The following is a 21421-nucleotide window of genomic DNA, read 5'->3' as shown; positions in this document are numbered from 1 at the left end:
AGGGCAACTTAAGTAATGACTATATTAGTCCTAAATATCTCAAAGCGTGCATCAAGATTTAATCGACTTCACTCATGAAAAATCTAACGGGAGTGAATCAATATACTTCCTACCCTAACCGCCAATATACCCACTCTTTACTTTTTTTATTTCGAATCTGTGAACTAGGCACCTAGATCTCAGCGCACACTTGTACACATAATAAGCCTCTCAAATTTTGGCGAATATTTAGCTAATGCGACGCGTATGCATGACTCATGCTAGGTAGAACGTATGACAACTGGAGTGTGTAATGAAAAGCAGTGATTACCCGTTATCTCTATGTGTAGAGTGCAATGAGAAAATTAACCATAATTTACTCATCTGCCCTCAATGTCATGCGGCTCAAGGATTAGAAGCCCTAGCAGGAATCGATCCTAATATTCGTATCAAAAATCAAAAATTAGCCTTCTGGTTCAGTGTGTTATTTGGCTTTTTCGGTCTGCACAAGTTCTATTTAGGTCAGTACTTAAAGGGAAGCTTGTATTTAGTATTTAGCTGGACATTAGTGCCCATGTTTGTCGGCTGGTTCGATGCATTTCGCACCATGAAAATGAGCCCATTTAGTTTTGCTCAGCGCTATCGCCGCAAGGTGACACACCAATACATCTAACTGCGGACCGCAGAAACCAGATTATCTAAGCTAAAGCGCATAGGCCCACATGCAAGGGCCTATGTAATTACTCAGCAAGCATTCCTCTCCTACATAGCTTTCCAACACAAGTGTAACTTCAATCTTCAGCTATAGAGTTTCAATTTTTAAAAACTTAGGAACACCGATTATTCTAACAAATACGGTTTAATGACTTTCAGACTCTTTAGTAAACGTCTCGTGGTAAGCAATCATAAAGTCTTCACGAATAAGCTGCTCTAAATGAACTGCACGTTCAGTCGGGCAAAAAATCATTATGTGGACTAGCTGCTCACCATTAGGGCCGCTGCTGATATGAATATGGGGCTCAGAACCGGGCAGATCGACACCAGCATGCTTTTCAATAACACTGTTGTAGCGCTTAGCGACTTCATTAAAGTCCTCACAATGGGCCTCTATTTTATTTTGCAGCGCAGGAAAGAGTGGATACAGGTTATAAAATTCAGCCACGGTAATATGAAAGTCATGGTAAACATAACGTTTCATAAAGTTGAGGTTTTTGACGGCGTAGCTAAAAAACATGCTATTAGGCAAGGTGGCCGTTTTACCCGTGAAGTGATATTGACCATGGTGCAGATCAATCTCTTGGATCACGGTCGCCATCAAATTATGCTCGATAACTTCACCGCACAACTTACCTACTTCTATCCAGTCGCCAACAACAAATGAGCGGGAGCTAGCGCGCTGAATGGAGCCAGTGAAGCACAAAATGATCTCTTTTGAGGCCACCACTATTGCAATGGCAATCGCGGTGACTGAAAGTGCGAATTTACTGATCTCCGTTTGCCATAACACAAACAGCAAGATGATAATTAAGAGAAAGGTGCCATTCTTAGTTCGTGACATCCACTTGCGTTGTGTCTCAGTTAAAAACGGGACATCACCACGGATCAAAGAGACAACTAAGCGCTTAATCAAGGAGATCAAAACAATGATTAGAATAGTGAATAACAGCTTGTTAGCTAATAAAAAATCAACTGCAATGGTGAGCTTGTCCACGGAACCCTCTTTGTATACAGAGTAATTACCAAGCCTACAGAGCTCCGTTTAAGGGGGCTGTTAACAGGTAATAATGCTGATAAGTATTACCTGCATTATTACAGAGATTAATGTCGGTTTCCCATCTCTTTTTGCTCCTGCTCCTCCCTTTGCAACATGATCATTCCTTGGGTGATCGCCAAAACGGCCTTCGACTTGAACTCTCGTCGATACAAGGTATAAACAACCAACAAGCTAGTGATAATAAAGAGCAATGGATGGAAGAACCAACTGAGCACCGCCATAGAGAAGTAGTAACCGCGCAAGCCATAGTTATAAGCATGGGCAGCTTGATCTTGAACTATTGCCATTTGAGTCGCGTAGTTTTTCATATGATCGCTACTCTCGTATTCTCGCAGCGGAGTTGCTCCTAGCATTACATTCAAGAAACCATATTGGCGCATCGACCAGGTAAACTGAAAGAAAGCCATTACGAAGATAAAGGTCAGCAGGCTCAACTTTAACTGGATCATCGCATCGGTAGGCACTGAAGTGTAAGGAATAGAGGCTATCACAGACTCTAGTCGCCCCACCTGAGCAAAGAGTGTTAGTACACCAGCCAGTATGAGCATTGAGGTCGAGGCAAAGAAGGTGATATTACGCTCAAGGTTTGCCAATAATGCCGCTTCACCGACTCGCATCTCATGACGCATCAACTCGTTCATCCAATGAATGCGGTGTTGGTGCAAACAGCGAGCGATACAGTTGGTATTCTTGGCTTTCCACTTGGCAAAATAGGTGTAGCCAATCCAACTCACCACAAAGCAGATAAATGCAATTAAATCTAACACTGAACCTGTCAACATCACTTCTCCTCAAGCTTTTACCTATCATCGTCTTGTTCAAGAAAAAGACACGCAGGCATGCCTTCTCAATCTAAACCTTTTGATGTCGATTTAAACAGCTATCAGGGACTTTGTTGATTTGCATCAAGTGCTTATTCTTACTAGAGTTCTACAAGAGTGCTAACAAGAGTTAATACCCGTGAAACGAACCGATAATTAACTGAAAGCTAGCCCATAGTCACTAAGCTACAGGCACAGATATTGGTGCTAGGTAGAAAATACAGCAGTGCTGTGTGCTCCTTATCATTTCGACTGGCCAATTGAATCGTTAGGTTATGCACGCCCTGCTTACTGATATTACGACTCGCAAAAGCTTCTAGATGACTGGCGTGTTGTGGCAGTGCAAGGTCACTGTTATGGCGAACTAACTCACTGTTAACTAAGTTAAGAATGTAGATATCTTTACTCTTATTGGCACTGAGCACATCGCCTTTGAGGTGCAGGGTCGCAATCGGGATCCCCTCATGGGTGAAATAGCGATAACTAATGCTAGCCGAGCGTTTTTGCAGAGCAAAATCAGCAATGAGTAGGTGATGCTCAATAGCGTTTGTTTTGGGGTTAGAAGCCACCAGCTCATTGCGACAAGACAACACTATATCTACTTCTGTCGCTTTTATATGTTGATAAACAATCACAGCAGTAAGCAAGAGACATAACAAGCTGATTATCATGACGTTAAAAGGTTTAATCACAGAGCGATACCTCGTGAAGCCAGTTATCTGAGATAAACTTAGGGCTTAAACTAAAGTCACTGGTTTTAATATTTCTCATTAGCGTTCCCCCCGCTGAACTTTTACCAGACAGAGACACGTTCAGCACCTGCATATCATTAGAAAACGCCAAATATACATGCTGCCAGGCGACACTCTGACAACGATTCAATGCGAAGATCAGCTTTTCTTCGATTGGGATCTCTTGTCTCAGCTGCATTCTCGGCGATTCGAGCCAAGTAATTACAATCTGTTGATCACTCTTGAGCATGACATCACGACTGATCTTAATCGGTGTCTCCGCCCCTTTAAACAAGATATATTTATGCATCGCAGCCACCATAAGAGTGGCTAAGGTTAGTAATAAGATAGCCACAAACATAAGTTGCTTCTTACGCTGCTTAATTTGCTCAACCCAGTTAGCATTCGGTACTACAATGTTAAGGCGATAACCTTTACGTGGTAAGGTTTCGATAAGATCGGCATGACTTTCACCAAAATATTTTCTCAGAGTAAATACCGCTTTAGCCACTGCAGACTCACTCATCACAGCAGTCTGTGAGCCAGCACAGGCCAGTTGGCCTTTGCTCATCACTTGATTTGAATGCACAGCCAACTGCTCGAGTACCAAGCATTCAGTCCGTGTTAAATGAAATACGCTTTGAGTTTCACTATTGAACAACTGACTATTGGCAATATCAAATTCAAAGATTTTTAATCGCATATCAATAGCGCCCACCATAAAATCGATACGGCATTTTACTGCAATTAACATGTCACAAACATTCAACCAATCACAGTTTACTCAAGCACTTGGGTTATTTGAAACAAACATGAGACAGATCTAACTTAAGCGTAAAAAAATTATACTTTGTGTACAAAAACGAATTGGTTTAGACACATTTTTAGAGAAATAAACCTATTGTGAGATCAAGCGCGCAAAATGCCCGCCATAATATCAATCATAAAAAGCTGTAATCAGCATTACATCTCTTACAGCCATCACTTACCAGCATTACCCACCACAAAACAAGCCACTTATGGTTAGTTACATAAACCATTCCCCTTAATCATCATCTGAAAAGTTGCAGTAAAAATTACTTTGACCAAGCTCTCATTCACATTTTTTTAGCCTGTCATTCTTAACTCAAGCCAAAACAGCCTGGAAATAGGTTAAGACTTTTAGGCCGTGGTTCAGTGCAAATACACTCACTTTCATAATGAGTGACACATAAAAAAATGGGAACGTAATAAGATGAAAACACTAAATAGAAGACAAGCGATTAACCGTATTATTGGTATTTCGTCTGTGGCAGCAGGTAGTGCATTGGTTGCTAATCCAGTTATTGCAGCGGTAACCAGTAGCAGTGGAGATTGGAAACTTGAGGTAGGTACTAGGCTGGCATATACAAAGCTTGATCCTATGGCTGTAGCAAAGCGAGCATATGAAACTTCAAATGGCTGTATGTATCAAGTCTTTGATGGGATCATAAAAAGTCTTGCTGAGTCCAACTCACCCGATGCTGACAAATTTGCCCAAGTACCAACAGCCATGGCTCATTACGGCTATGCTGGCATGTTAGGAGAGGGAACCGTATGTGGCAACATCAATGCTGCAGGTATGCTTGCTAATCTGTTATCTATTAACGGCGAACCAGCTAACGCTTTCCTTAGCCAAACCATGCGCTTCTATGAAACAGAGATGCTACCACTACAAACCCCTGAATTTATCTCAGGTATTGGCGCCGATATGGCAGAGACGCTGGATCAAGTCGGCAAACCAACCGCTGCAAACAGCATACTGTGCCACTCTTCAATCAGTCTTTGGGCCAGTGAAAACGGCAAATCATTTAGCGAGAAAGGGATGCGCTGCAAACAGCTTTCAGCATCTGTCGTTTATGAACTTATTGTGATGCTTAACAAGGCCTTTGACGGTGAAACAGTTAATGATCACCCAGTCTCAGACGTGGTTGCAAGCTGTCAGTCTTGTCACACAGCTGAATCTACATTTGCGCCAAGTGTGAAAACCAATATGTCATGTGATACCTGCCATGGCGGCCACTAATAGCAGGGGAACTAAGATGAAACACACTAAAATATGTCTAGCCATAGGGCTAAGTTCAGTTTTGATGTTAGGTTGCGGCAGCTCGGATGATGATAACACCACAGAGCCTCCAGTCGAGCCACCTGTCGAGCCACCAGTTACCACTATCGACATAAACGACACCCAGTCTCTTAGCGCCGTATTACAAAGCGTCGATGGTGAAAAAGGCAGTGTCACCCTCACATTAACAGGAGATGATGACAAGCAGGTTACTTCAGCAAGCGCCTTCAACTTGGTCATTATGGGTTACCCTGAAGAGGGGCAAGCTTCAACCAAGTATAAACTTGCTTGGCATCAAGCTAACCATTCAAACTGTATTACAGATGAACAATGCACGCTTAATACCCATGAAGCCGAGTCGGGAGTCTACAACCTAGATCTTGACGAGGTTGAGTGGAAAGCCGCTGTAACTAATTACCGTGTTGCCGTCGAAGTGATGGGTGATAAGGCTCATCTTGAACTAGCTTTCTTAGACTAGTCAGCCTCTCCAGCAGTCAGCACTGAAAATTATGGCTGGCTCAATGATATAACCACGCAGTGGCTTGCCACTGCGTTTCCCCCTCCTCTAAAAAATCATTAGCTGTTAAAACAACCATATTTTGGTGCTAATTTTAACTAAAATGACGCTATCCCTCACTTATTAGCTTAACGGTGATCATCTAATAAACTGATTCAAAACATAATTAGCCAAGCGGCATAAAAAATGCTTACTTATTGTTCACCTAAAAGAGTATGCTAATAACAGAGTAAGCCAAAGGAGCGGCGAATGTCAGTCACATTAGAAGATAGGCCCATTGAACAGGTTCGTGAAGAGGTCATCGATAAACTTATCGTTAATTACAGTCACGGCATGATATCCGTTGAAGCATTTGAGCGTCGCCTCGATGATGCTATGGATTCTAGCTCTCACGAAGAGCTAATGTCACTGGTGGCCGATCTACCTCTATCAGCCGATGCCGATTATAGTAAGCAAAAAGATAAACAATTTACCCCAAACTACTCATCAAAGCAGTCCGAGGATACGCTCAATATTAACTGTATTCTAAGCAGTAATGAACGTAGCGGTCAGTGGGAAGTTCCTAGCAAGATAAAACTAAGCAATGTACTTGGCGAGACGACACTCGACTTTACCGACGCCATCTTTCAATACCAAAATGTAACCATCAATCTCAACTGTGTGCTTGGCAGCTGTACCATCTATATCCCTGAAAATATCAATGTGGTCTGCAAGACATACTGCGCCGTTAGTAGCATTGAAAATAGAGCGCCCTCAATGGCAAATCGACAAGCACCGGTGATCACCATTGAAGGTAAAGTGATACTTGGTGATCTGTCTGTATCTGTAAAGCGCACCATCAAAGAGAAGTTCATTGCCTTTGCTAATCAGCTTAAAGACACATTTAGTTGAGGACATTATACCAACCAGCATAAAGATGTGATCGCTCAGCGAGGTATTAGCGCTTCAGAGGCAAGGCAACGAGTGAAGCGCATAGTTATTCTACGTTCTAGCTCGTTAAAACTGCATTTGAAGTGCTAAAACTCGCCTTTCAGGAGTGTTTTTGGCTGCCTACTTCTTCGTTGAATAGCCTCACAAGGGAATAACCATTCCGTCATCTATTCGCCTTGAATTAGTTGCAAAAAAGCGCTCTGAGTAGATCACTTTCTTATCCTGATTGGTATTAAATGGTTAGCTCACAGGTAAAGACCCTTTAAGCGTCCTCTTCATGCATGTAGCCTTCAATTAATGCCATTTGCTCAGCGGATTCATCTCTTTTCGATACCAGACGATAGCTACCTTGGGATAACTTCTCTATGCAGATACTATCACCGACACCAAGATGTAAACCTTCAACCACATCTTGCGGCAGCTCAAGCCCTAGCCCCTTGCCAATATTCTTTATCTTGAGTTCAGTCATAACCAGTACCTTTATCTCTCAACACTTTATAATATTATCACTGCAATATTTGCCAATAAATAAGCATCTATTAGCCAAATTATAGTTGCTCAGACTGAAGTCGTAACAGACAAAAGCTGCAAGCATAAGTAGACGTAAAAATAGCCCTTGTTCAAAGTAAACCTGCACTGATAGAAAGACGCATTCTACGTTGATTCTAATAACAACAACCGACGTCTAAATACTTGACTGTAATAGTTAATCCTCACTATTCTATTAAGGGCGGTTTATCAATAACGCGATTAACTTCAACCGGTTGATAGTAATATCATTCGATAGCTAAACGCTTTATGGGAGGTTATATTGAACGCATTACGCTTTGCAATTCTCTTACTCATTCCATCAATGAGCTTTGCGACCACCATAGAACTAGACACCTATCTTGGAGGGGATCAAAGCAAGCTTGCGGGTAAGTCCGCTCTCGCCTTTACCTTTAGCCACCAGAGCAAAACACTCAGCACTTCTGACAATAACAGCTGCAACATAATCACCACCGACAAGTACCTTAGAAGTACTAAAGGTCGGCTAGAGAACATTAACCTAACAGAGCCTAATTTTTTCTTTGACTGCGAGTGGGAGGGAAAATATTACATGCTCTCAAATCGCTACCCCACCTATGCAGAGGTGATTATTAAGCCGCCAGATGAGCATTTTCCGATGACAATGCACATAGAAGCTAAACTCGTCACTCTTACCGGTGAGATGCTTGAGGTTATTAGTGGAGACATTCCGTTAAAGAGCGGTAATAAAAGGGTTTGGTAGTCTAGTACCTTGTATAACACTGTAGCAATATTCCTCCCCCATTTGGCATTTTCATCGCTATAATGTTGCTCCGGCAATGTGCCGGTTAAAACAAAAATAAGTTAAAGCAATAACTTCCAAACAAATTGAAACTATACCTAAGGAGATCCACTCGTGAAGAAAGTAGGGATTGTGTTACTGTGCCTGCTGATGCCTATGGCAACAGCGTTTGCAGAGCAAACTAAACCACTTTCGGTTGATGTGCTGTGGCAACTCAACCGGATAGGCAGCCCAATCATCTCTCACCAGGGGGGCCATATTGTCGCCCCTGTGACTAAGTATGATGTGCCTGAAGACAAAGGCTCGACCCAACTTTGGCTATTTGACAAAGAGGGTAACAGCCAACGACCACTTACCGCTGAAGGGATGCGTGCCAGTGAAGCAACATTCTCACCCGATGGCAAAACTTTAGCCTTTATCAGTAAACGCGATAAAGATGAAGCAGGTCAGGTTTACCTTCTACCGATGAATAAACCAGGTGAAGCACAAAAGCTGACTAATGTGCCTGGTGGTGTTTATGGCATCAAATGGGTCGGTAAGCATATCTACTTTATCAGCAACATCTTCCCAGGTAAAAACTGGGACGAAATGGCTAAGCAGCTTAAGGCCGATGAAGAGAGCAAGATGTCGGCACACCAGTGGAATGCATTGCCTTATTCAAGCTTTGATCACTGGCTTGATGAAGAGAGGCAAGCCCATGTATTTCGTATCTCGGCTCAAGGCGGTGATATAGAAGCGATCACTCAGCCGATGCAGATTGAGCTGCCTCGCTCATCGCAAAGTGCTGCTAGCTACGATATCGATCCAAGTGAACATTGGATTGCCTTCAACGCTAATGGCTGGGAGGCCGAGCTCAAAACTAGGCAAGTTGACCCAAAAGTTGATATTTTCTTAGGTAAAATTGGTAGTGATAAAGCTGAAAACATCACCCCAAAAAATGAAGCGCCCGATACGAACCCTAGCTTTAGCCCAGACGGAAAGACACTGGCTTTTACCCGCCAGCTAATTCATGGTTTTTATGCCGATACTGCCAATCTAGTCTTACTAGACCTGAAAAAGCGCAGTGAACGGACGATCACCACTGACTGGGACCGCTCTGTTTCACGCTTTATCTGGACGCCTGATAACAAAGGCTTTTATGCAGCAATCGATGATGCCGCAACACGCCGCATTTATCATATCAGTGCAAAAAACGGCAAAGTAAAACCTATCACTAAGGCCACTAACTTCGGCAAACCTTCTATTGCTAAAGATGGCACCTTAGTCGCTGCGAATGATAGCTTCCTCTACCCAGCTCGTATTGTCAGCATCAACCCACGTAATGGTAAAACCAATCGTTTAGATAGCTTCAATGACGATATCTTAAAAGATGTTGATTTGGGCACTTACGAGTCGGTGACCTACAAGGGCTACGACGATCAAGATATCCAGATGTGGGTACATTATCCTCCAGGATTTGATTCTAGCAAAAAGTATCCCTTGATGATGTTAATCCACGGCGGGCCACATGGGGCTATTTCTGACGGTTTTCACTACCGCTGGAATGCACAAACCTTTGCTTCATGGGGATATGTGACCGCTTGGCCTAACTTCCATGGCTCTAACAGTTTCGGTCAAGCATTTACCGATAGTATTAACCCTGACTGGAAGAACAAGTCACTGGAAGATGTGATGAAGGCAACGGATTGGTTCGAAGAGAAGTCTTGGATCGATAGCGATCGAATGGTCGCTGGCGGCGCAAGTTATGGTGGCTACCTAAGCTCTATCATTCTTGGCCAAGAGAACCCATTTAATGCCCTATTGATCCATGCAGCGGTCTACAACATGTATTCGCAGATGGCGGCCGATTTTTCAGTTCACAGTACCCGTTTTGGTAACTACTGGGATAAACCTGAGATCTATAAATCAATCTCTCCACACTACGGCGCTGGTAACTTCAAGACCCCAACTTTAGTGATCCACGGTCAACTTGATTACCGCGTACCTGTAGGACAAGGGTTTGAGCTGTTTCGTACCCTGCAAAGTCGCGGCGTTGAGTCTAAGATGATCTACTACCCAGATGAGAACCACTGGATCATGAAGCCCAATAACTCTATCTACTGGTATAACCAAGTAGAAGAGTGGATGACTCGTTTCGCAGAGCCTGGCGGACGTTAAGGTTATTTTTGGCTAACTATGTATAGCTAGTTATTTTTGGCTGAAAGTAAAGGCTACCAAGAGGTAGCCTTTTTATTTATAACAAGCACACATAAGGCTCCCACCTCTAACAACCCTCTTTAGCTTTAACCTCTCATAGCGTTCTGCAGACTTAGTCTCATTCGCTATTGGTAGCTCAGGATGTAGCAAACAGGCATGTTATACAGGCTCCTCACCCTTGCACTATTAGGTTAATCAAAGTTGTAGCCTTCCTACAGTTGGATAATAACTATAACAATCAGCACTAATCAGTCATACAAAGAGGAAAAGCCCTCACTTTGTACCTAAACTGTTGCCATAGGTACCCATACCTAGGTTTTGAGGCAATATTGGAAGCAGCATACTGACTTTACCTAGTTAACATGTACTTTGTTTAATCTAGTCTAGGTTGCCATCGGCACTAATAATCAATAGGTTATCCGGTGAAAACTCGCTCCACTCTGATTCAATCTAACGGCTGTAGAGCCGTTATAATTACTAATAAAGGACAGATAAAATGAGTAACAAAACAAGAGTATTCCTCTCAAGCCTAGTGCTTTTTCCGCTTTTAGCTAACGCAGGTTCATCTCAAGACGCGAGTCAGAATGTTCCGGATCAAGTTATTGAAAAGCAAAGAGCAGCATTGGCGGAAAACACTCAAGGTAAAGGCTTTGGTCCTCAATCGCCTCGTGATATTGATTCTATCCAAGGCAGTAATCCACGTATCTTTTCTCCAGCTCCAGCCTACTCACAGATGAACCTTTGTAATATCCATTTTCATAAAAATGCAGAACACAAAGGTGGAGAGTTTACGACATATGCTGGAAACGGGGATGGCCACGGATATCAGAGCGGTTATAAATACTCAGGTAAACTCAGTGAAAGTGAATTAGCGCCACTAGCTACTGAAGTAGGTGCAAGCAAACATGGCAGCTTATATCCAGGAGATACAATAGAGGTTCACTATGTTCATTCCAGCGCACAAGTAGTACCAGGCCCTACCTTAGGTGCATGTCTCAGTGAGTCCAATAGCAACCCTCAGCTAAGAGTCGAAACTCAAGTTTATGTACTTGTGAATGATAGCAATGCCAAGAGCTTTATGGATCTGACTCAACTCGGTATGAAAAATGGGTTACATCAAGCAGTAAATATTCCAACGACTACAGGCACCCCAGTTCAGTATGCTGGTTCAACGACAGGCCCTGGATATAATGAAGCAGGCTCACCACTACAAGTAAGCTGGGGCGTGCGCCCTCAAGTGATGAAGGTAGATATCAATAGTGTAGGTAAGTGGTTAGAAGGCAATGCGTTTGATGAAGATCATGCCCATGGGGTGAGAAACCTAGTGATCAATCCAGACTTATTATCTGGTAATTAACCCACTATGCGGCTGCTCTAGTGAATTAGCTCAATTGAATACGCTAATTTGCTAGAGAGCTTGCTAGATAACTGATAAACCTGCGTTTACCTCCAATATCAAGCCCTTCTTTACCTTTTAGAAGTCATCTATTTCAGAAGTTCTATAGGTATTTATCAACGACCTGCTGAATCGCTTCAGGCATCACAGGCTTATTGATGTAATCATCTGCTCCTAGCTTTAGCGCAAACTCTCGATCTGAGCTTTCAACTAAGGTACTGATAACAACCACAGGAATTTGAGTTCGGCTAGAATCCTCTTTTAGAAACTTAAGCACTTGATACCCATTGACCTCAGGCATAGTGATATCTAATAACACAAGATCTGGAGATATCGTCTTTAAAATATCGATACCGCCACTACCAGAGTTAGCGGTAGTCACTTGATAATCATCACCTAAAATAGCCAGTAAAACGCCAGTACATACTGGATCATCATCAATAATTAGGATTGTAGCTCGTTCCATTTAGCCCTCTCAAAGCAATAGCTAGTCTCTTTATTGTATCCAAATTTTGAATAAAAGATACATATCAGATGAGACAAATTTAGACACTTTATGACAAGTTATTGCTTAGCAAGTTCAATCAGACCACTTAGTAAAGTGGCCTAATAGAGAAATGCTTTCTTTTAAAGGCTATCTCTTAGCTGATGGAATTAAGTACCACAAAAGGTAGTATATTTTCCGAAGCTTTCAGGGGCAGGTTTAGCGTAATCATCTTCACCTTTTTGGGGTGTATATGGCTCAGCTAAAACTGCAACCAATTGCTCAAATGGCCCATAATCGGCATCTTGTTCAGCAGCTTCGATAGCTCGCTCCACAAGATGATTTCGTGGAATATAAACTGGATTAACTTTATTCATCAAGCTGACGCTTTCAATCGGTGTTAACTCATCTTTAGACAACCTAACTAACCATAATTCGCGCCAGGCTAAAAATAGACTTGGATCGTTAAAGTAAGCTTTGCAAGTATTTGTGTTCGATTCTAAATCTACCGCTAACTGGCGAAATAGCTGGGTGAAATCCACATCTTGTTTCTCCATAGACTCAAGCAACTGCTCACAAAAAGCCAAGTCTCCCTCCACCTCACTAGCAAGTCCAAGTTTAGCTTTCATCCCAGTCAGCCAACTCTTATGATAACTATCCCAAAATCCCTTCACCGCTTCTGTCGCTTTTTCTACCGCCTCTTTTCCATCCGAACTAATAAGAGGTAGCAAAGTTTCGGCAAGGCGAGCTAGATTCCATTGGGCTAACACAGGCTGATTACTATAGGCATAGCGCCCATCTCTATCTATGGAACTAAATACAGCATTTGCATCGTAGCTATCCATAAAGGCGCAAGGGCCATAATCTATCGTCTCTCCGCTGATAGTCATATTGTCAGTGTTCATTACGCCATGGATAAAACCGACTAGCATCCACTTGGCCACCAAGTGTGCTTGCTTATCACGCACAGCACAGAGAAAATCTAAATAGGGCTGCTTACTCGCCTTAAGCTCTGGGTAATGACGCGCAATGGCATAATCAGCCAGTTGTTTTACCTTATCCAGTTCATCAAGAGAGGAAAAGTATTGGAAAGTCCCCACACGTATGTGACTAGAAGCTACACGGGTAAGTACAGCACCGGGCAGATATTGAGTGCGATAAACAGGTTCACCTGTGGTGACAACCGCTAGCGCTCGTGTGGTCGGTATACCTAACCTGTGCATTGCTTCACTTAAGATATATTCTCGCAATACAGCACCTAACACAGCCTTCCCGTCTCCACTGCGTGAGAAAGGCGTCTTACCAGAGCCTTTTAGCTGCACATCCCACCGTTTGTTATCTTGATCAACAACTTCACCAAGCAATAGCGCACGACCGTCTCCTAACTGCGGACTAAATCCGCCAAACTGATGACCAGCATAAACTTGAGCCAACGGCGATGACCCAACAGGGGCCTGACTCCCAGAGAACACCTGTGCTAACTCATGTTTATCATCATTAGTAACACCAAGGCTTTCAGCCAAAGGTAAGTTGATTTTAATGAGCGCAGGAGTTGGGGCTTCAGCGCCAGAGCAAGACACATAAAAGCCTTCGAGTTCGTTTGCATAGCTGTTATCAAATTTCAAACCCAGATCAATTGTGGTACTCATAAAATGCCTACACCTACTTTTATTAAAATGCTTAAAACAAAGAATAGCTAATGCCAGTTCCTAACTGTACCTCAGCTGTGACTTAACTATCACGCTCTTTCATGTATTGTTTAGGCGACTTACCTAAGGTCTTTTTAAAAAATGTAATAAAGGCGCTAACAGATTCGTATCCCAACTCTTCCGCAATACGCTGAACAGTTTCTCCCGTTGCTAACTTTTGTAAAGCAATAACAAGATGCAACTGCCCTCGCCAACGCCCAAAGGTAAGACCCACCTCTTGCTTAACCAGTCTGGCTAATGTTCTCTCCCCCATAGCAAATTCACTCGCCCACTGCGCCACAGTACGTCTGTCGCTAGGGTTTGCCAGTAATCTCGCTGCAATAGCATTAAGCCTAGGTTCAATAGGTGTGGGAAAATCAAAGTCTTCTGTTGGCATGCACTTTAATTGTTCAACTAATACATCCACTAGCTTTGCTGTAGCACTACCATCAGCATAACTCTGATCTTGCAAGGTTAAGTGCAGTGTGAGCTCTCGGATCAAGGGAGAGATAGCGAGAGTGCAGCTTTTCTTTGGTAGATCTATGATATCTGGGTCAATAAATAACATACAAACACTGGCATCACTGGATATCAAGTTACTGTGAGGTACCTGACTTGGGATCCAAGCCGCACAGCTTGGCGGAACAATCAAAATGGCATCGGCGACTTTACACTTTAAGTATCCACTAAGCGCCATGACTAACTGGCACTTATGGTGCTGATGAAATGGTGTCTCTGCTTCACGCTCTCCACCACTCACTCTCAGAGCCACGACTTTCTGTGGGAAGGCATCAGAATCAAAATTGGGAAACTGCAGACTATATGACAACTACCTTGGCCGTTTTTAGATATAAAAAGTCACTATAGCTCAATACTGCAAGAAAAATGAAGTTTATCCTATGCCACTCGCTTAACATGCTTTAACGGAGTACCAAGTGACCCAAGCTCAAACTTCCCGAGTAACCAATACGGCCTTCCTCCTTTTAGGTGTATTACTGATTGCTATCAGTTTACGTAGCCCAATAACTGGAGTCGGCCCGCTTCTTGAGCAGATGAGAGAACAACTCAACCTATCTGCAACCCAAGCGGGTATGCTAACAACCTTGCCATTATTGGTTTTTGCATTTTTTTCACCTATCGCCTCTAAGCTCGGACGTCAGCTAGGGCTAGAGCAAGCCTTAATGGTTTCACTCATCTGTATCCTGTTAGGTGTTATAGCTCGCTCCAGTGGCTCATTAACAGGCTTATTTGCTGGCACCTTAGTTATCGGCGTGGGCATAGCAATAGCCAACGTGCTTCTGCCTAGCTTAATGAAGCGTGACTTTCCAACTAAGGTGGCCACTATCACCTCAATTTATGTGCTTATGATGGGCATTGGTTCAGCGCTAAGCGCGAGCTTAGCTATCCCTATGATGCATCTAGCTAATTCGCTATCTATAACCATCATTCCTAGCTGGGCCTTTGCGCTAGGGGGGATCATTATTTTCCCTATAATTGCGATTCTAATCTGGCTCCCTCAAATACGAAATCACACAACGCCGACTCAAGATACCTTAGCGTTAGACAGCCATAGCTATATCTGGCACTCAGCTGCAGCGTGGCAGCTCACCCTATTTTTAGCACTTAACTCCTTTCTAATGTATACCTTTATCAGCTGGTTGCCGACCATTCTTGTGGACGTAGGATACAGCCATGAAAGAGCAGGAGTTATTCATGGTTTATTACAGCTATTTACAGCTGTCCCTGCCATTTTTATGATCCCTATTATGGCCAAAGTTAAGGATAAACGACCGCTCAGTTTCGGATTAACTTTATTAGTATTAGGTAGCATTCTTGGGTTTATTTGCCTGCCGTCTATGGCTGTATTATGGTCTATGATGTTCGGTTTCGGCGCTGGTGGGGGCTTTATCTTAGCATTGACTTTGATCAGCATACGTACGCGAGATCCCCATCAAGCAGGCGCTTTATCGGGTATGGCTCAATGTTTAGGCTACTTGTTGGCAGCCTCAGGCCCAGTACTCATTGGCGCATTACATGAGTCTAGCGGAAGCTGGACTCAGCCCTTGCTTTTGTGTGCATGCATTAATGTCCTGTGGGGTATTTTTGCTCTGTTTGCATCAAAGAGTGAAGTGATTTCACCGCCCATAGCACGAGAAGCTGAGCAAGTGAGATTAGAGAGTGAAACGCTGAGCTAATAGCGGTTGCTATGATTTAGTGATATCTATTGATATAGCCCTTAAGCCGATAAACATCGCCTTAAGGGCTATAAGAAAATAAGCCTGTACCTTAGTCTTGGAGTTAATTACTCTGCTACTTTGAGTAAGCACGATGAGACTAGCTAAAGAGCATGCAACAAAATCACTTCTCTGCTGCATATGACAGCCTCCGATACTTTTTAATTCAACAAGGCCTTAGTGAAGCTCAAGTTAACGCGGCTCAAACACACCTAACGCCCATACAGCTTAATTCTGGAGATCTGTTACTTCGCCAAGGAGATAAACAGAGTCAGGTTTTTTTTATTGTCTCCGGCATATTAAAGGCGTGTCATTACACTCATAGCGGCAACGTGTTTTCTAAAGAGTTCTATTTTGAACATGAGCTTTGCCTGCTATTTTGCTCTTGGCTAACTCAAGCTCCTGCACACTACCAGATAGAATCAATTGAAGACTCGGTCGTTATCCCCTTGCCACTTTTTTTACTTTCTCAAGCTGATTGGCAGCCTGTAAAAATCTCCCTACTCAGTCAGCAATTGATCTATAAGGAGGAAAAAGAGGAGTTCTTTCTGCTTAACACGCCAGAGCAGCGTTATTTGCACCTGCTCAACCATCGACCTATGTGGGTCGATAAACTTAACAATATTCAACTGGCCAGTTATATCGGCATCAGCCCGGTTAGCTTGTCACGACTCAAGTCGCGATTAGCTATATGAGTTATCAAAAAACAGCCCAAATTAACTTAAGATAATTCCTTGCTGTGATCTTTTCCCTACTCTAGCGCCACTATGGTTCGTAGGCCTACGAACTTGAATTTCAGGTGGGAAATTTATGTCTGCATTTGTACTTTCACAATGGCTGGTTGCGGCCGCTATCGTGTTTGACCTTATCTCTTTTCAATTTAAACATAAGCAACAGATTGTCGCTTGCCTCTGTATATCCGCAGTGCTTATTAGCAGTCACTTCTACCTTCTAGAGCAGTTAACAGCGGCCTGCTTAATGCTTCTGGCAGCATTACGCTACTTAGTCACTATTTTTAGCCACTCGAAACGTATCATGTGGGTATTTATATCAGTCAGCGCTATAACAAGCCTATTTACTTACACTGGATGGCTAAGTGTCATTAGCCTAGTTGGCAGCACGATTCAGACCCGCGCAGCTTTTTGCCAAAGCGACCAAAACCTACGACTACTGATGATTATCGGCACTTGTGTTTGGCTGCTCAATAACGCACTTGCTGGCTCTCCAATGGGCGTCTTGATGGAGGTACTGTTTATCGCGAGTAATCTAGTTGGTTATTATCGTCATTATGGCTTAGCACTGCCTATTAGACAGTAATCCTAATAAACGCCTTAATTCAGGTTATAGTGATCCACACAAAAAATACAAAACGAGTAAGGGATAGAGATGGGCTCGATAACAGTAGTAATCACAGGTGCCTCAAAAGGGGTTGGCGCAGCATGTGTTCATGGTTTTGCTAAAGCGTTTCCTGATGGTGTGAACCTTGTTTTGGTGGCAAGGGGAATTGCAGGCTTAAAAAAACTAGAAGAAGAACTGGCACAATACGCTAATGTTAAAACCTTAACCTTAGCTGCAGATATTGGAGATCTTCAGGCCTGTAAAGCTGTCGTTGATGCGACCATAGAAGCTTTTGGCTGTATCAATGTGCTGGTTAATAATGCCGGCCTACATCATAGGGGCAACTTTAGTGAGCAAACTCCAGAACAGATAGCCGCTATGGTTGATATCAACTTAAAGGCCCCACTTTATCTAGCTGCATTAGTTCTGCCTCATATGCAGCCAAAAGCCAATGGTACGCCTAATGCCATTGTCATGGTTGGTTCATTAGCGGGACGAGCACCGCTTCAAGGTGCGGCAACATACAGTGGCACTAAGTCAGGGTTAAGAGCTTTTACCTATGCGCTAAGTGATGAGCTAAGAGAAAAACATATCAATGTAGCAGTGGTATCCCCTGGCCCAATCGACACTAGCTTTATCATGGATGAAATCGATGAGGTAGAAGATATCGTCTACTCTCAACCAATGAGCTCACCAGAGCAAGTGGCTGACTCAATTGTCGCCTTGGCAAGCGGGGAAAACACCGAAATATCTATGCCATGGTTTAGTGGCAAGCTCACCACCTTAGGTTATTTATTTCCTCGTTTTCGACGTGTAACTCGCGGCCTACTTTACCAAATAGGCAGAAAGAACAAGGATAAATACCGGCAAAGAAAAGCTTAGCCTTGTACTGAACGGTTAAATCCAAAATCAGAAAGCATCGACTATATTTAACTCTGTAAGTTGTTAATAAAGTGCCAGAGAATATATCGATTTTTTTTAATCAAATACGAACAGAGAGAGGCTGCCAATCTTACCTTATTGGCTGCAATGAAACGGGATCTGCCATACTGATTGATCCTGAAAGCAGAAAAATTGAACATTACTTAGGCCTGATAAACCATAAATAATTGTTTGCTTCCCTCTTGAGGGTCGCTTATAGTTCGCCGCTCAACAAAGGGGTAATTAGCAATGGCTAAACACAGTAAAAAAGCTGCCATTATCGAGCATGATAATAAGCGAGGCACAATAAAAGACAACGCTTTAAAGGCCTTAGTCACTAGCGAACTTTTCAAAATGCGAGTTGAAAAGCCGAAAAAAGGCAAAGGTTCATATAACCGTAAACATAAGGGGCATAAGCTGAAGGGCGATGCCCCTTTTGACTTTTTAGCGCGCGCTTTCTTCATCAATAAAAGTATGTTTTTAATCAGCTAAGCTAACACCTCGCCAATCTCCCCTGCTACAACCTAATTAGTGCCTTAATCTCAACCACTGCATTAGTAAAAAATAAATTAGATTTGTAATTGACACTTCACTCCTCGCGTTACACTATGAATGCTCATAAATTATTCACCCTTAGGAATTCGGTTTAACTCATGCTGCTGATTCAATCTCAAACAAGCCTTCACAACAAACAGGTATCGACTCTGCTGCGACTACTCGCATTGGATATCAATACTCGAGTGAAAACTTGTACCTGGCCTAATCAGGCCGCGGATGAGATGGAATTATAGCCCTAAACTAGAACCCATTACCCAGCCGCAAAGACAGAATTGCGGCAGATACTTCCTCTCTGTGCTCCTCTCTCTTATCGGCTTTCATGATTCACTCAAGAAGATCGCTTTAAGTCAAAATAGAGGTGCACTATGGCAATGCAAGTCTCGGCAACACTACCCAAATTGGTTCCTTTTGCCTTTTTATCTGTAGTATTAATTTGGTCTACAACCCCTCTTGGGATCGTCTGGAGCAGTGAGTCTGTTCACCCGACCATGGCGGTGTTGTTAAGAATGCTGATTGCCTTGAGCTTAGGTTGTTTAATCCTACTAACGGCCCGTATTCGCCTACCTTGGAGCAAAGCTGCAATTAAGCTCTATAGTGTGTCTTCCATAGGCATAGTCGGAGGAATGTTACTTAGCTACTTTGCGGCTCGCTACCTCGCATCAGGCACCATGTCACTGATCTTCGGTTTGTCCCCCCTTATCTCAGGTTTACTGGCGCAAAAGCTACTGGGGGAAGATAAATTTGGCCCAATGAAGCTGTTAGCTTTAGCCTTAGCTTTTATTGGTTTAGGTATCGTGTGCTCATCGAAACTATCACTAAGCTCAGCAAGCTGGGTTGGCTTGTTACTGATCTTAACGGCTGTGTTTCTATTTAGTCTCAGTGGTGTATTGATTAAAACGGTTAAGATCAATATCCACCCGATAGCTAGCACTGTAGGCGCCCTACTATTTTCAACGCCGCAATTTATGCTTGCTTGGCTATTATTCGATGGCAGCTTGCCCATAGACACTTGGCAGGAAAGGTCTCTCTGGTCAATTTTATACTTAGGAGTATTTGGCTCACTGATTGGGTTTATTGCTTACTTCTATATTTTACAAAATCTCAAGGCTAGCACTGTTGCACTAGTGACCTTAATCACCCCTGTTTTTGCCATGATGTTAGGCACACAACTTAATAATGAGCAGGTTACAACCGCTTTGATTATTGGTGCTGCATTTGTCATTTTAGGCCTAGGTCTTTATCAATTTGGCGATAAGATATATAGCTTTGCTAAGCAACGCCCTATCAAGCCCAGATAAAGTAAGCCCTGATAAACTGGTTACGGCGCCCTGTGAGCAAAATACCTACTAGTCAAAATAGATACTGGTAGGTATAACTGCCCGCCGTTATAAGTGCAGCAATCAAGGCTAATCGAGAAAGCACGCTAGTCGCTGAAATGCTCTGTCTAGCCACCCCATTGACTGCAACAGCCTTTTCTACTCCTTTTCTAGCAGAGCAAGCTGTAACGCCATCAATACTCGCATTAAAAGCAATAAGTTTGCTGTCTAGTTTTGTCTCTATATTAAAAGAGATCTGATCGCCAAGGCGCGGTCGTCTATGCATATGCTGTAATGCAGATAGGTTAATCGCAATCATTTGTTCACTTGCCGGACCATATAAAGTCGCAACATCATGATGACTATCATCAGGTTGAATGACCCCGATGCCTTTATCGTCATTCCAGCGAACTAACTTCCCCGTTAGGCAAGGACTTTGCATTTCGATAGCGCTTACCTTCCATTTATTTAAATAGTATGTGGATAATTAACTATTATATCCTGCTATATCCTGCGGCTATTTTTAATGTCACTCATTGCCTGCAATTTTTTCTGGAACTGACTATCGAGTTTAAACCAAAGCTCACCAGTCGGCGCAACATTTTTCATCACTGTGAATTGACCTATTTTTCCTACATAAAAGCGAGAAAAACGATCAGCTATAAAAGAAGTTTGAGCAAAGAACTCCCCAGATCCAACAGCCTCACATGTCACCTTAAATGAAGCGGTTTCTGAAATGGAGAAATCAGCAATACTCATCTCCTCCCCTTTTATTTTGATAAGCTCTTTTGACAGAATATCAAGCTGGTGCTGATAGCTGACATTGCCTTCACAGATACCAGGAATTTTAACCCAACTGCCTAACACTAGCGGCAGCAAGGTTTTATGAGGGTCTTGCTTTTCATTATTGAGGTAAAAACCCACAGCAGCACCAGCTCCCACTAGGCATAAGAGCACAAAACCTATAACGAACTTTGTGTTTGCAGAAGACATACAATCCTTTGGCTATGGCCACTTTTCAACCTAACTAGCAACCCAAGTTATATTAACGCCAGATAAACTTCTATAACATATTGTTAAACAATACGTTGTTAATAATTATGAGGTTAGCGACATATATTACTACTCGCTATTTAGACGAAATAA

Annotated in this window: 23 protein-coding genes; 13 read left to right on the top strand and 10 right to left on the bottom strand. The window is 42.9% G+C overall.

Annotated features, from left to right (window positions below; genetic code table 11):
• Positions 1-292: 292 nt before the first annotated feature.
• Positions 293-652, top strand: coding sequence for a TM2 domain-containing protein (locus tag BM736_RS06770; RefSeq protein ID WP_076410218.1), 360 nt, complete (start codon positions 293-295; stop codon positions 650-652).
• Between the two features lie 186 nt (positions 653-838).
• Here the strand turns inward: BM736_RS06770 and BM736_RS06765 are convergent, their stop codons facing one another.
• The 4 genes from BM736_RS06765 to BM736_RS06750 form a co-directional block, all read right to left on the bottom strand.
• Entirely contained in the window at positions 839-1690 is an 852-nt protein-coding gene (locus BM736_RS06765; protein WP_076410216.1) for a mechanosensitive ion channel family protein, read from the bottom strand.
• Positions 1691-1797: 107 nt separating this feature from the next.
• Positions 1798-2532, bottom strand: coding sequence for a DUF599 domain-containing protein (locus BM736_RS06760; RefSeq protein ID WP_076410582.1), 735 nt, complete (start codon positions 2530-2532; stop codon positions 1798-1800).
• Between the two features lie 209 nt (positions 2533-2741).
• Positions 2742-3266, bottom strand: a complete 525-nt coding sequence (locus BM736_RS06755; protein WP_076410214.1) for a hypothetical protein — start codon at positions 3264-3266, stop codon at positions 2742-2744.
• Complete coding sequence (locus BM736_RS06750; RefSeq protein WP_076410212.1) at positions 3259-4059, bottom strand: helix-turn-helix domain-containing protein; 801 nt, start codon at positions 4057-4059, stop codon at positions 3259-3261. Before BM736_RS06750 ends, BM736_RS06755 begins: the two co-directional genes overlap by 8 nt.
• A gap of 480 nt (positions 4060-4539) precedes the next feature.
• On the opposite strand from BM736_RS06750, the gene BM736_RS06745 reads away from it, so the two are divergent.
• From BM736_RS06745 to BM736_RS06735, 3 genes are all read left to right on the top strand, one after another.
• Positions 4540-5349, top strand: coding sequence for a cytochrome c3 family protein (locus BM736_RS06745; protein WP_076410210.1), 810 nt, complete (start codon positions 4540-4542; stop codon positions 5347-5349).
• Positions 5350-5365: 16 nt separating this feature from the next.
• Positions 5366-5866 carry a hypothetical protein gene (locus BM736_RS06740; protein WP_143562352.1) on the top strand — a complete coding sequence of 167 codons (501 nt, stop codon included), beginning with the start codon at positions 5366-5368 and terminating at the stop codon, positions 5864-5866.
• A gap of 288 nt (positions 5867-6154) precedes the next feature.
• Positions 6155-6796: a LiaF domain-containing protein gene (locus tag BM736_RS06735; RefSeq protein WP_076410207.1), complete on the top strand. Its 642-nt coding sequence runs from the start codon at positions 6155-6157 to the stop codon at positions 6794-6796.
• Positions 6797-7097: 301 nt separating this feature from the next.
• Here BM736_RS06735 and BM736_RS06730 read toward each other — a convergent pair whose 3' ends face one another.
• On the bottom strand, positions 7098-7304 hold the full coding sequence (locus tag BM736_RS06730) for a hypothetical protein (protein WP_076410205.1): 207 nt from the start codon (positions 7302-7304) through the stop codon (positions 7098-7100).
• Between the two features lie 342 nt (positions 7305-7646).
• Between BM736_RS06730 and BM736_RS06725 the strand changes: the two genes are divergently transcribed.
• The 3 genes from BM736_RS06725 (at position 7647) to BM736_RS06715 (ending at position 11697) form a co-directional block, all read left to right on the top strand.
• Positions 7647-8105 (top strand): hypothetical protein, encoded by a 459-nt coding sequence (locus BM736_RS06725; RefSeq protein WP_256717747.1) that lies wholly within the window; start codon positions 7647-7649, stop codon positions 8103-8105.
• Positions 8106-8258: 153 nt separating this feature from the next.
• Positions 8259-10301, top strand: a complete 2043-nt coding sequence (locus BM736_RS06720; RefSeq protein WP_076410201.1) for a S9 family peptidase — start codon at positions 8259-8261, stop codon at positions 10299-10301.
• A gap of 535 nt (positions 10302-10836) precedes the next feature.
• A complete protein-coding gene (locus BM736_RS06715; RefSeq protein WP_076410199.1) occupies positions 10837-11697 on the top strand; it encodes a delta-class carbonic anhydrase in 861 nt (286 codons plus the stop codon).
• 142 nt (positions 11698-11839) lie between these two features.
• Here the strand turns inward: BM736_RS06715 and BM736_RS06710 are convergent, their stop codons facing one another.
• From BM736_RS06710 to BM736_RS06700, 3 genes are all read right to left on the bottom strand, one after another.
• Positions 11840-12202 carry a PleD family two-component system response regulator gene (locus BM736_RS06710; RefSeq protein WP_076410197.1) on the bottom strand — a complete coding sequence of 121 codons (363 nt, stop codon included), beginning with the start codon at positions 12200-12202 and terminating at the stop codon, positions 11840-11842.
• A gap of 188 nt (positions 12203-12390) precedes the next feature.
• A complete protein-coding gene (locus BM736_RS06705) occupies positions 12391-13869 on the bottom strand; it encodes a YdiU family protein (RefSeq protein WP_076410195.1) in 1479 nt (492 codons plus the stop codon).
• A gap of 82 nt (positions 13870-13951) precedes the next feature.
• Positions 13952-14737, bottom strand: coding sequence for a helix-turn-helix domain-containing protein (locus BM736_RS06700; RefSeq protein WP_076410193.1), 786 nt, complete (start codon positions 14735-14737; stop codon positions 13952-13954).
• Between the two features lie 106 nt (positions 14738-14843).
• Between BM736_RS06700 and BM736_RS06695 the strand changes: the two genes are divergently transcribed.
• The 6 genes from BM736_RS06695 (at position 14844) to BM736_RS06670 (ending at position 20257) form a co-directional block, all read left to right on the top strand.
• Positions 14844-16103, top strand: coding sequence for an MFS transporter (locus BM736_RS06695; protein ID WP_076410191.1), 1260 nt, complete (start codon positions 14844-14846; stop codon positions 16101-16103).
• A 152-nt stretch (positions 16104-16255) separates the two neighbouring features.
• Positions 16256-16837 carry a Crp/Fnr family transcriptional regulator gene (locus tag BM736_RS06690; RefSeq protein WP_076410189.1) on the top strand — a complete coding sequence of 194 codons (582 nt, stop codon included), beginning with the start codon at positions 16256-16258 and terminating at the stop codon, positions 16835-16837.
• A gap of 115 nt (positions 16838-16952) precedes the next feature.
• The gene (locus BM736_RS06685; RefSeq protein WP_076410186.1) at positions 16953-17459 is read left to right on the top strand and encodes a YgjV family protein; all 507 of its coding nucleotides are present in this window, start codon (positions 16953-16955) and stop codon (positions 17457-17459) included.
• 69 nt (positions 17460-17528) lie between these two features.
• The gene (locus BM736_RS06680; protein WP_076410184.1) at positions 17529-18362 is read left to right on the top strand and encodes an SDR family oxidoreductase; all 834 of its coding nucleotides are present in this window, start codon (positions 17529-17531) and stop codon (positions 18360-18362) included.
• 288 nt (positions 18363-18650) lie between these two features.
• Positions 18651-18893 carry a ribosome alternative rescue factor ArfA gene (locus tag BM736_RS06675; protein WP_076410182.1) on the top strand — a complete coding sequence of 81 codons (243 nt, stop codon included), beginning with the start codon at positions 18651-18653 and terminating at the stop codon, positions 18891-18893.
• 431 nt (positions 18894-19324) lie between these two features.
• Entirely contained in the window at positions 19325-20257 is a 933-nt protein-coding gene (locus BM736_RS06670; RefSeq protein ID WP_076410180.1) for a DMT family transporter, read from the top strand.
• Positions 20258-20309: 52 nt separating this feature from the next.
• Here BM736_RS06670 and BM736_RS06665 read toward each other — a convergent pair whose 3' ends face one another.
• Positions 20310-20717 (bottom strand): cold-shock protein, encoded by a 408-nt coding sequence (locus BM736_RS06665; RefSeq protein ID WP_076410178.1) that lies wholly within the window; start codon positions 20715-20717, stop codon positions 20310-20312.
• A 62-nt stretch (positions 20718-20779) separates the two neighbouring features.
• The gene (locus tag BM736_RS06660) at positions 20780-21268 is read right to left on the bottom strand and encodes a hypothetical protein (RefSeq protein WP_076410176.1); all 489 of its coding nucleotides are present in this window, start codon (positions 21266-21268) and stop codon (positions 20780-20782) included.
• Positions 21269-21421 lie beyond the last annotated feature (153 nt).

The sequence above is a fragment of the Shewanella sp. UCD-KL12 genome, from assembly GCF_001957125.1.
GTDB lineage: Bacteria > Pseudomonadota > Gammaproteobacteria > Enterobacterales > Shewanellaceae > Shewanella.
This window is presented reverse-complemented; position numbering and strand designations above follow the sequence as displayed.

Coding starts and splice junctions, on each gene's coding strand:
- BM736_RS06710 (WP_076410197.1), bottom strand. CDS start 12,202: ATGGAACGAGCTACAATCCTAATTATTGATGATGATCCAGTATGTACT.
- BM736_RS06685 (WP_076410186.1), top strand. CDS start 16,953: ATGTCTGCATTTGTACTTTCACAATGGCTGGTTGCGGCCGCTATCGTG.
- BM736_RS06730 (WP_076410205.1), bottom strand. CDS start 7,304: ATGACTGAACTCAAGATAAAGAATATTGGCAAGGGGCTAGGGCTTGAG.
- BM736_RS06660 (WP_076410176.1), bottom strand. CDS start 21,268: ATGTCTTCTGCAAACACAAAGTTCGTTATAGGTTTTGTGCTCTTATGC.
- BM736_RS06665 (WP_076410178.1), bottom strand. CDS start 20,717: ATGCAAAGTCCTTGCCTAACGGGGAAGTTAGTTCGCTGGAATGACGAT.
- BM736_RS06735 (WP_076410207.1), top strand. CDS start 6,155: ATGTCAGTCACATTAGAAGATAGGCCCATTGAACAGGTTCGTGAAGAG.
- BM736_RS06680 (WP_076410184.1), top strand. CDS start 17,529: ATGGGCTCGATAACAGTAGTAATCACAGGTGCCTCAAAAGGGGTTGGC.
- BM736_RS06705 (WP_076410195.1), bottom strand. CDS start 13,869: ATGAGTACCACAATTGATCTGGGTTTGAAATTTGATAACAGCTATGCA.
- BM736_RS06675 (WP_076410182.1), top strand. CDS start 18,651: ATGGCTAAACACAGTAAAAAAGCTGCCATTATCGAGCATGATAATAAG.
- BM736_RS06740 (WP_143562352.1), top strand. CDS start 5,366: ATGAAACACACTAAAATATGTCTAGCCATAGGGCTAAGTTCAGTTTTG.
- BM736_RS06690 (WP_076410189.1), top strand. CDS start 16,256: ATGCAACAAAATCACTTCTCTGCTGCATATGACAGCCTCCGATACTTT.
- BM736_RS06670 (WP_076410180.1), top strand. CDS start 19,325: ATGGCAATGCAAGTCTCGGCAACACTACCCAAATTGGTTCCTTTTGCC.
- BM736_RS06750 (WP_076410212.1), bottom strand. CDS start 4,059: ATGTTAATTGCAGTAAAATGCCGTATCGATTTTATGGTGGGCGCTATT.
- BM736_RS06745 (WP_076410210.1), top strand. CDS start 4,540: ATGAAAACACTAAATAGAAGACAAGCGATTAACCGTATTATTGGTATT.
- BM736_RS06770 (WP_076410218.1), top strand. CDS start 293: ATGAAAAGCAGTGATTACCCGTTATCTCTATGTGTAGAGTGCAATGAG.
- BM736_RS06715 (WP_076410199.1), top strand. CDS start 10,837: ATGAGTAACAAAACAAGAGTATTCCTCTCAAGCCTAGTGCTTTTTCCG.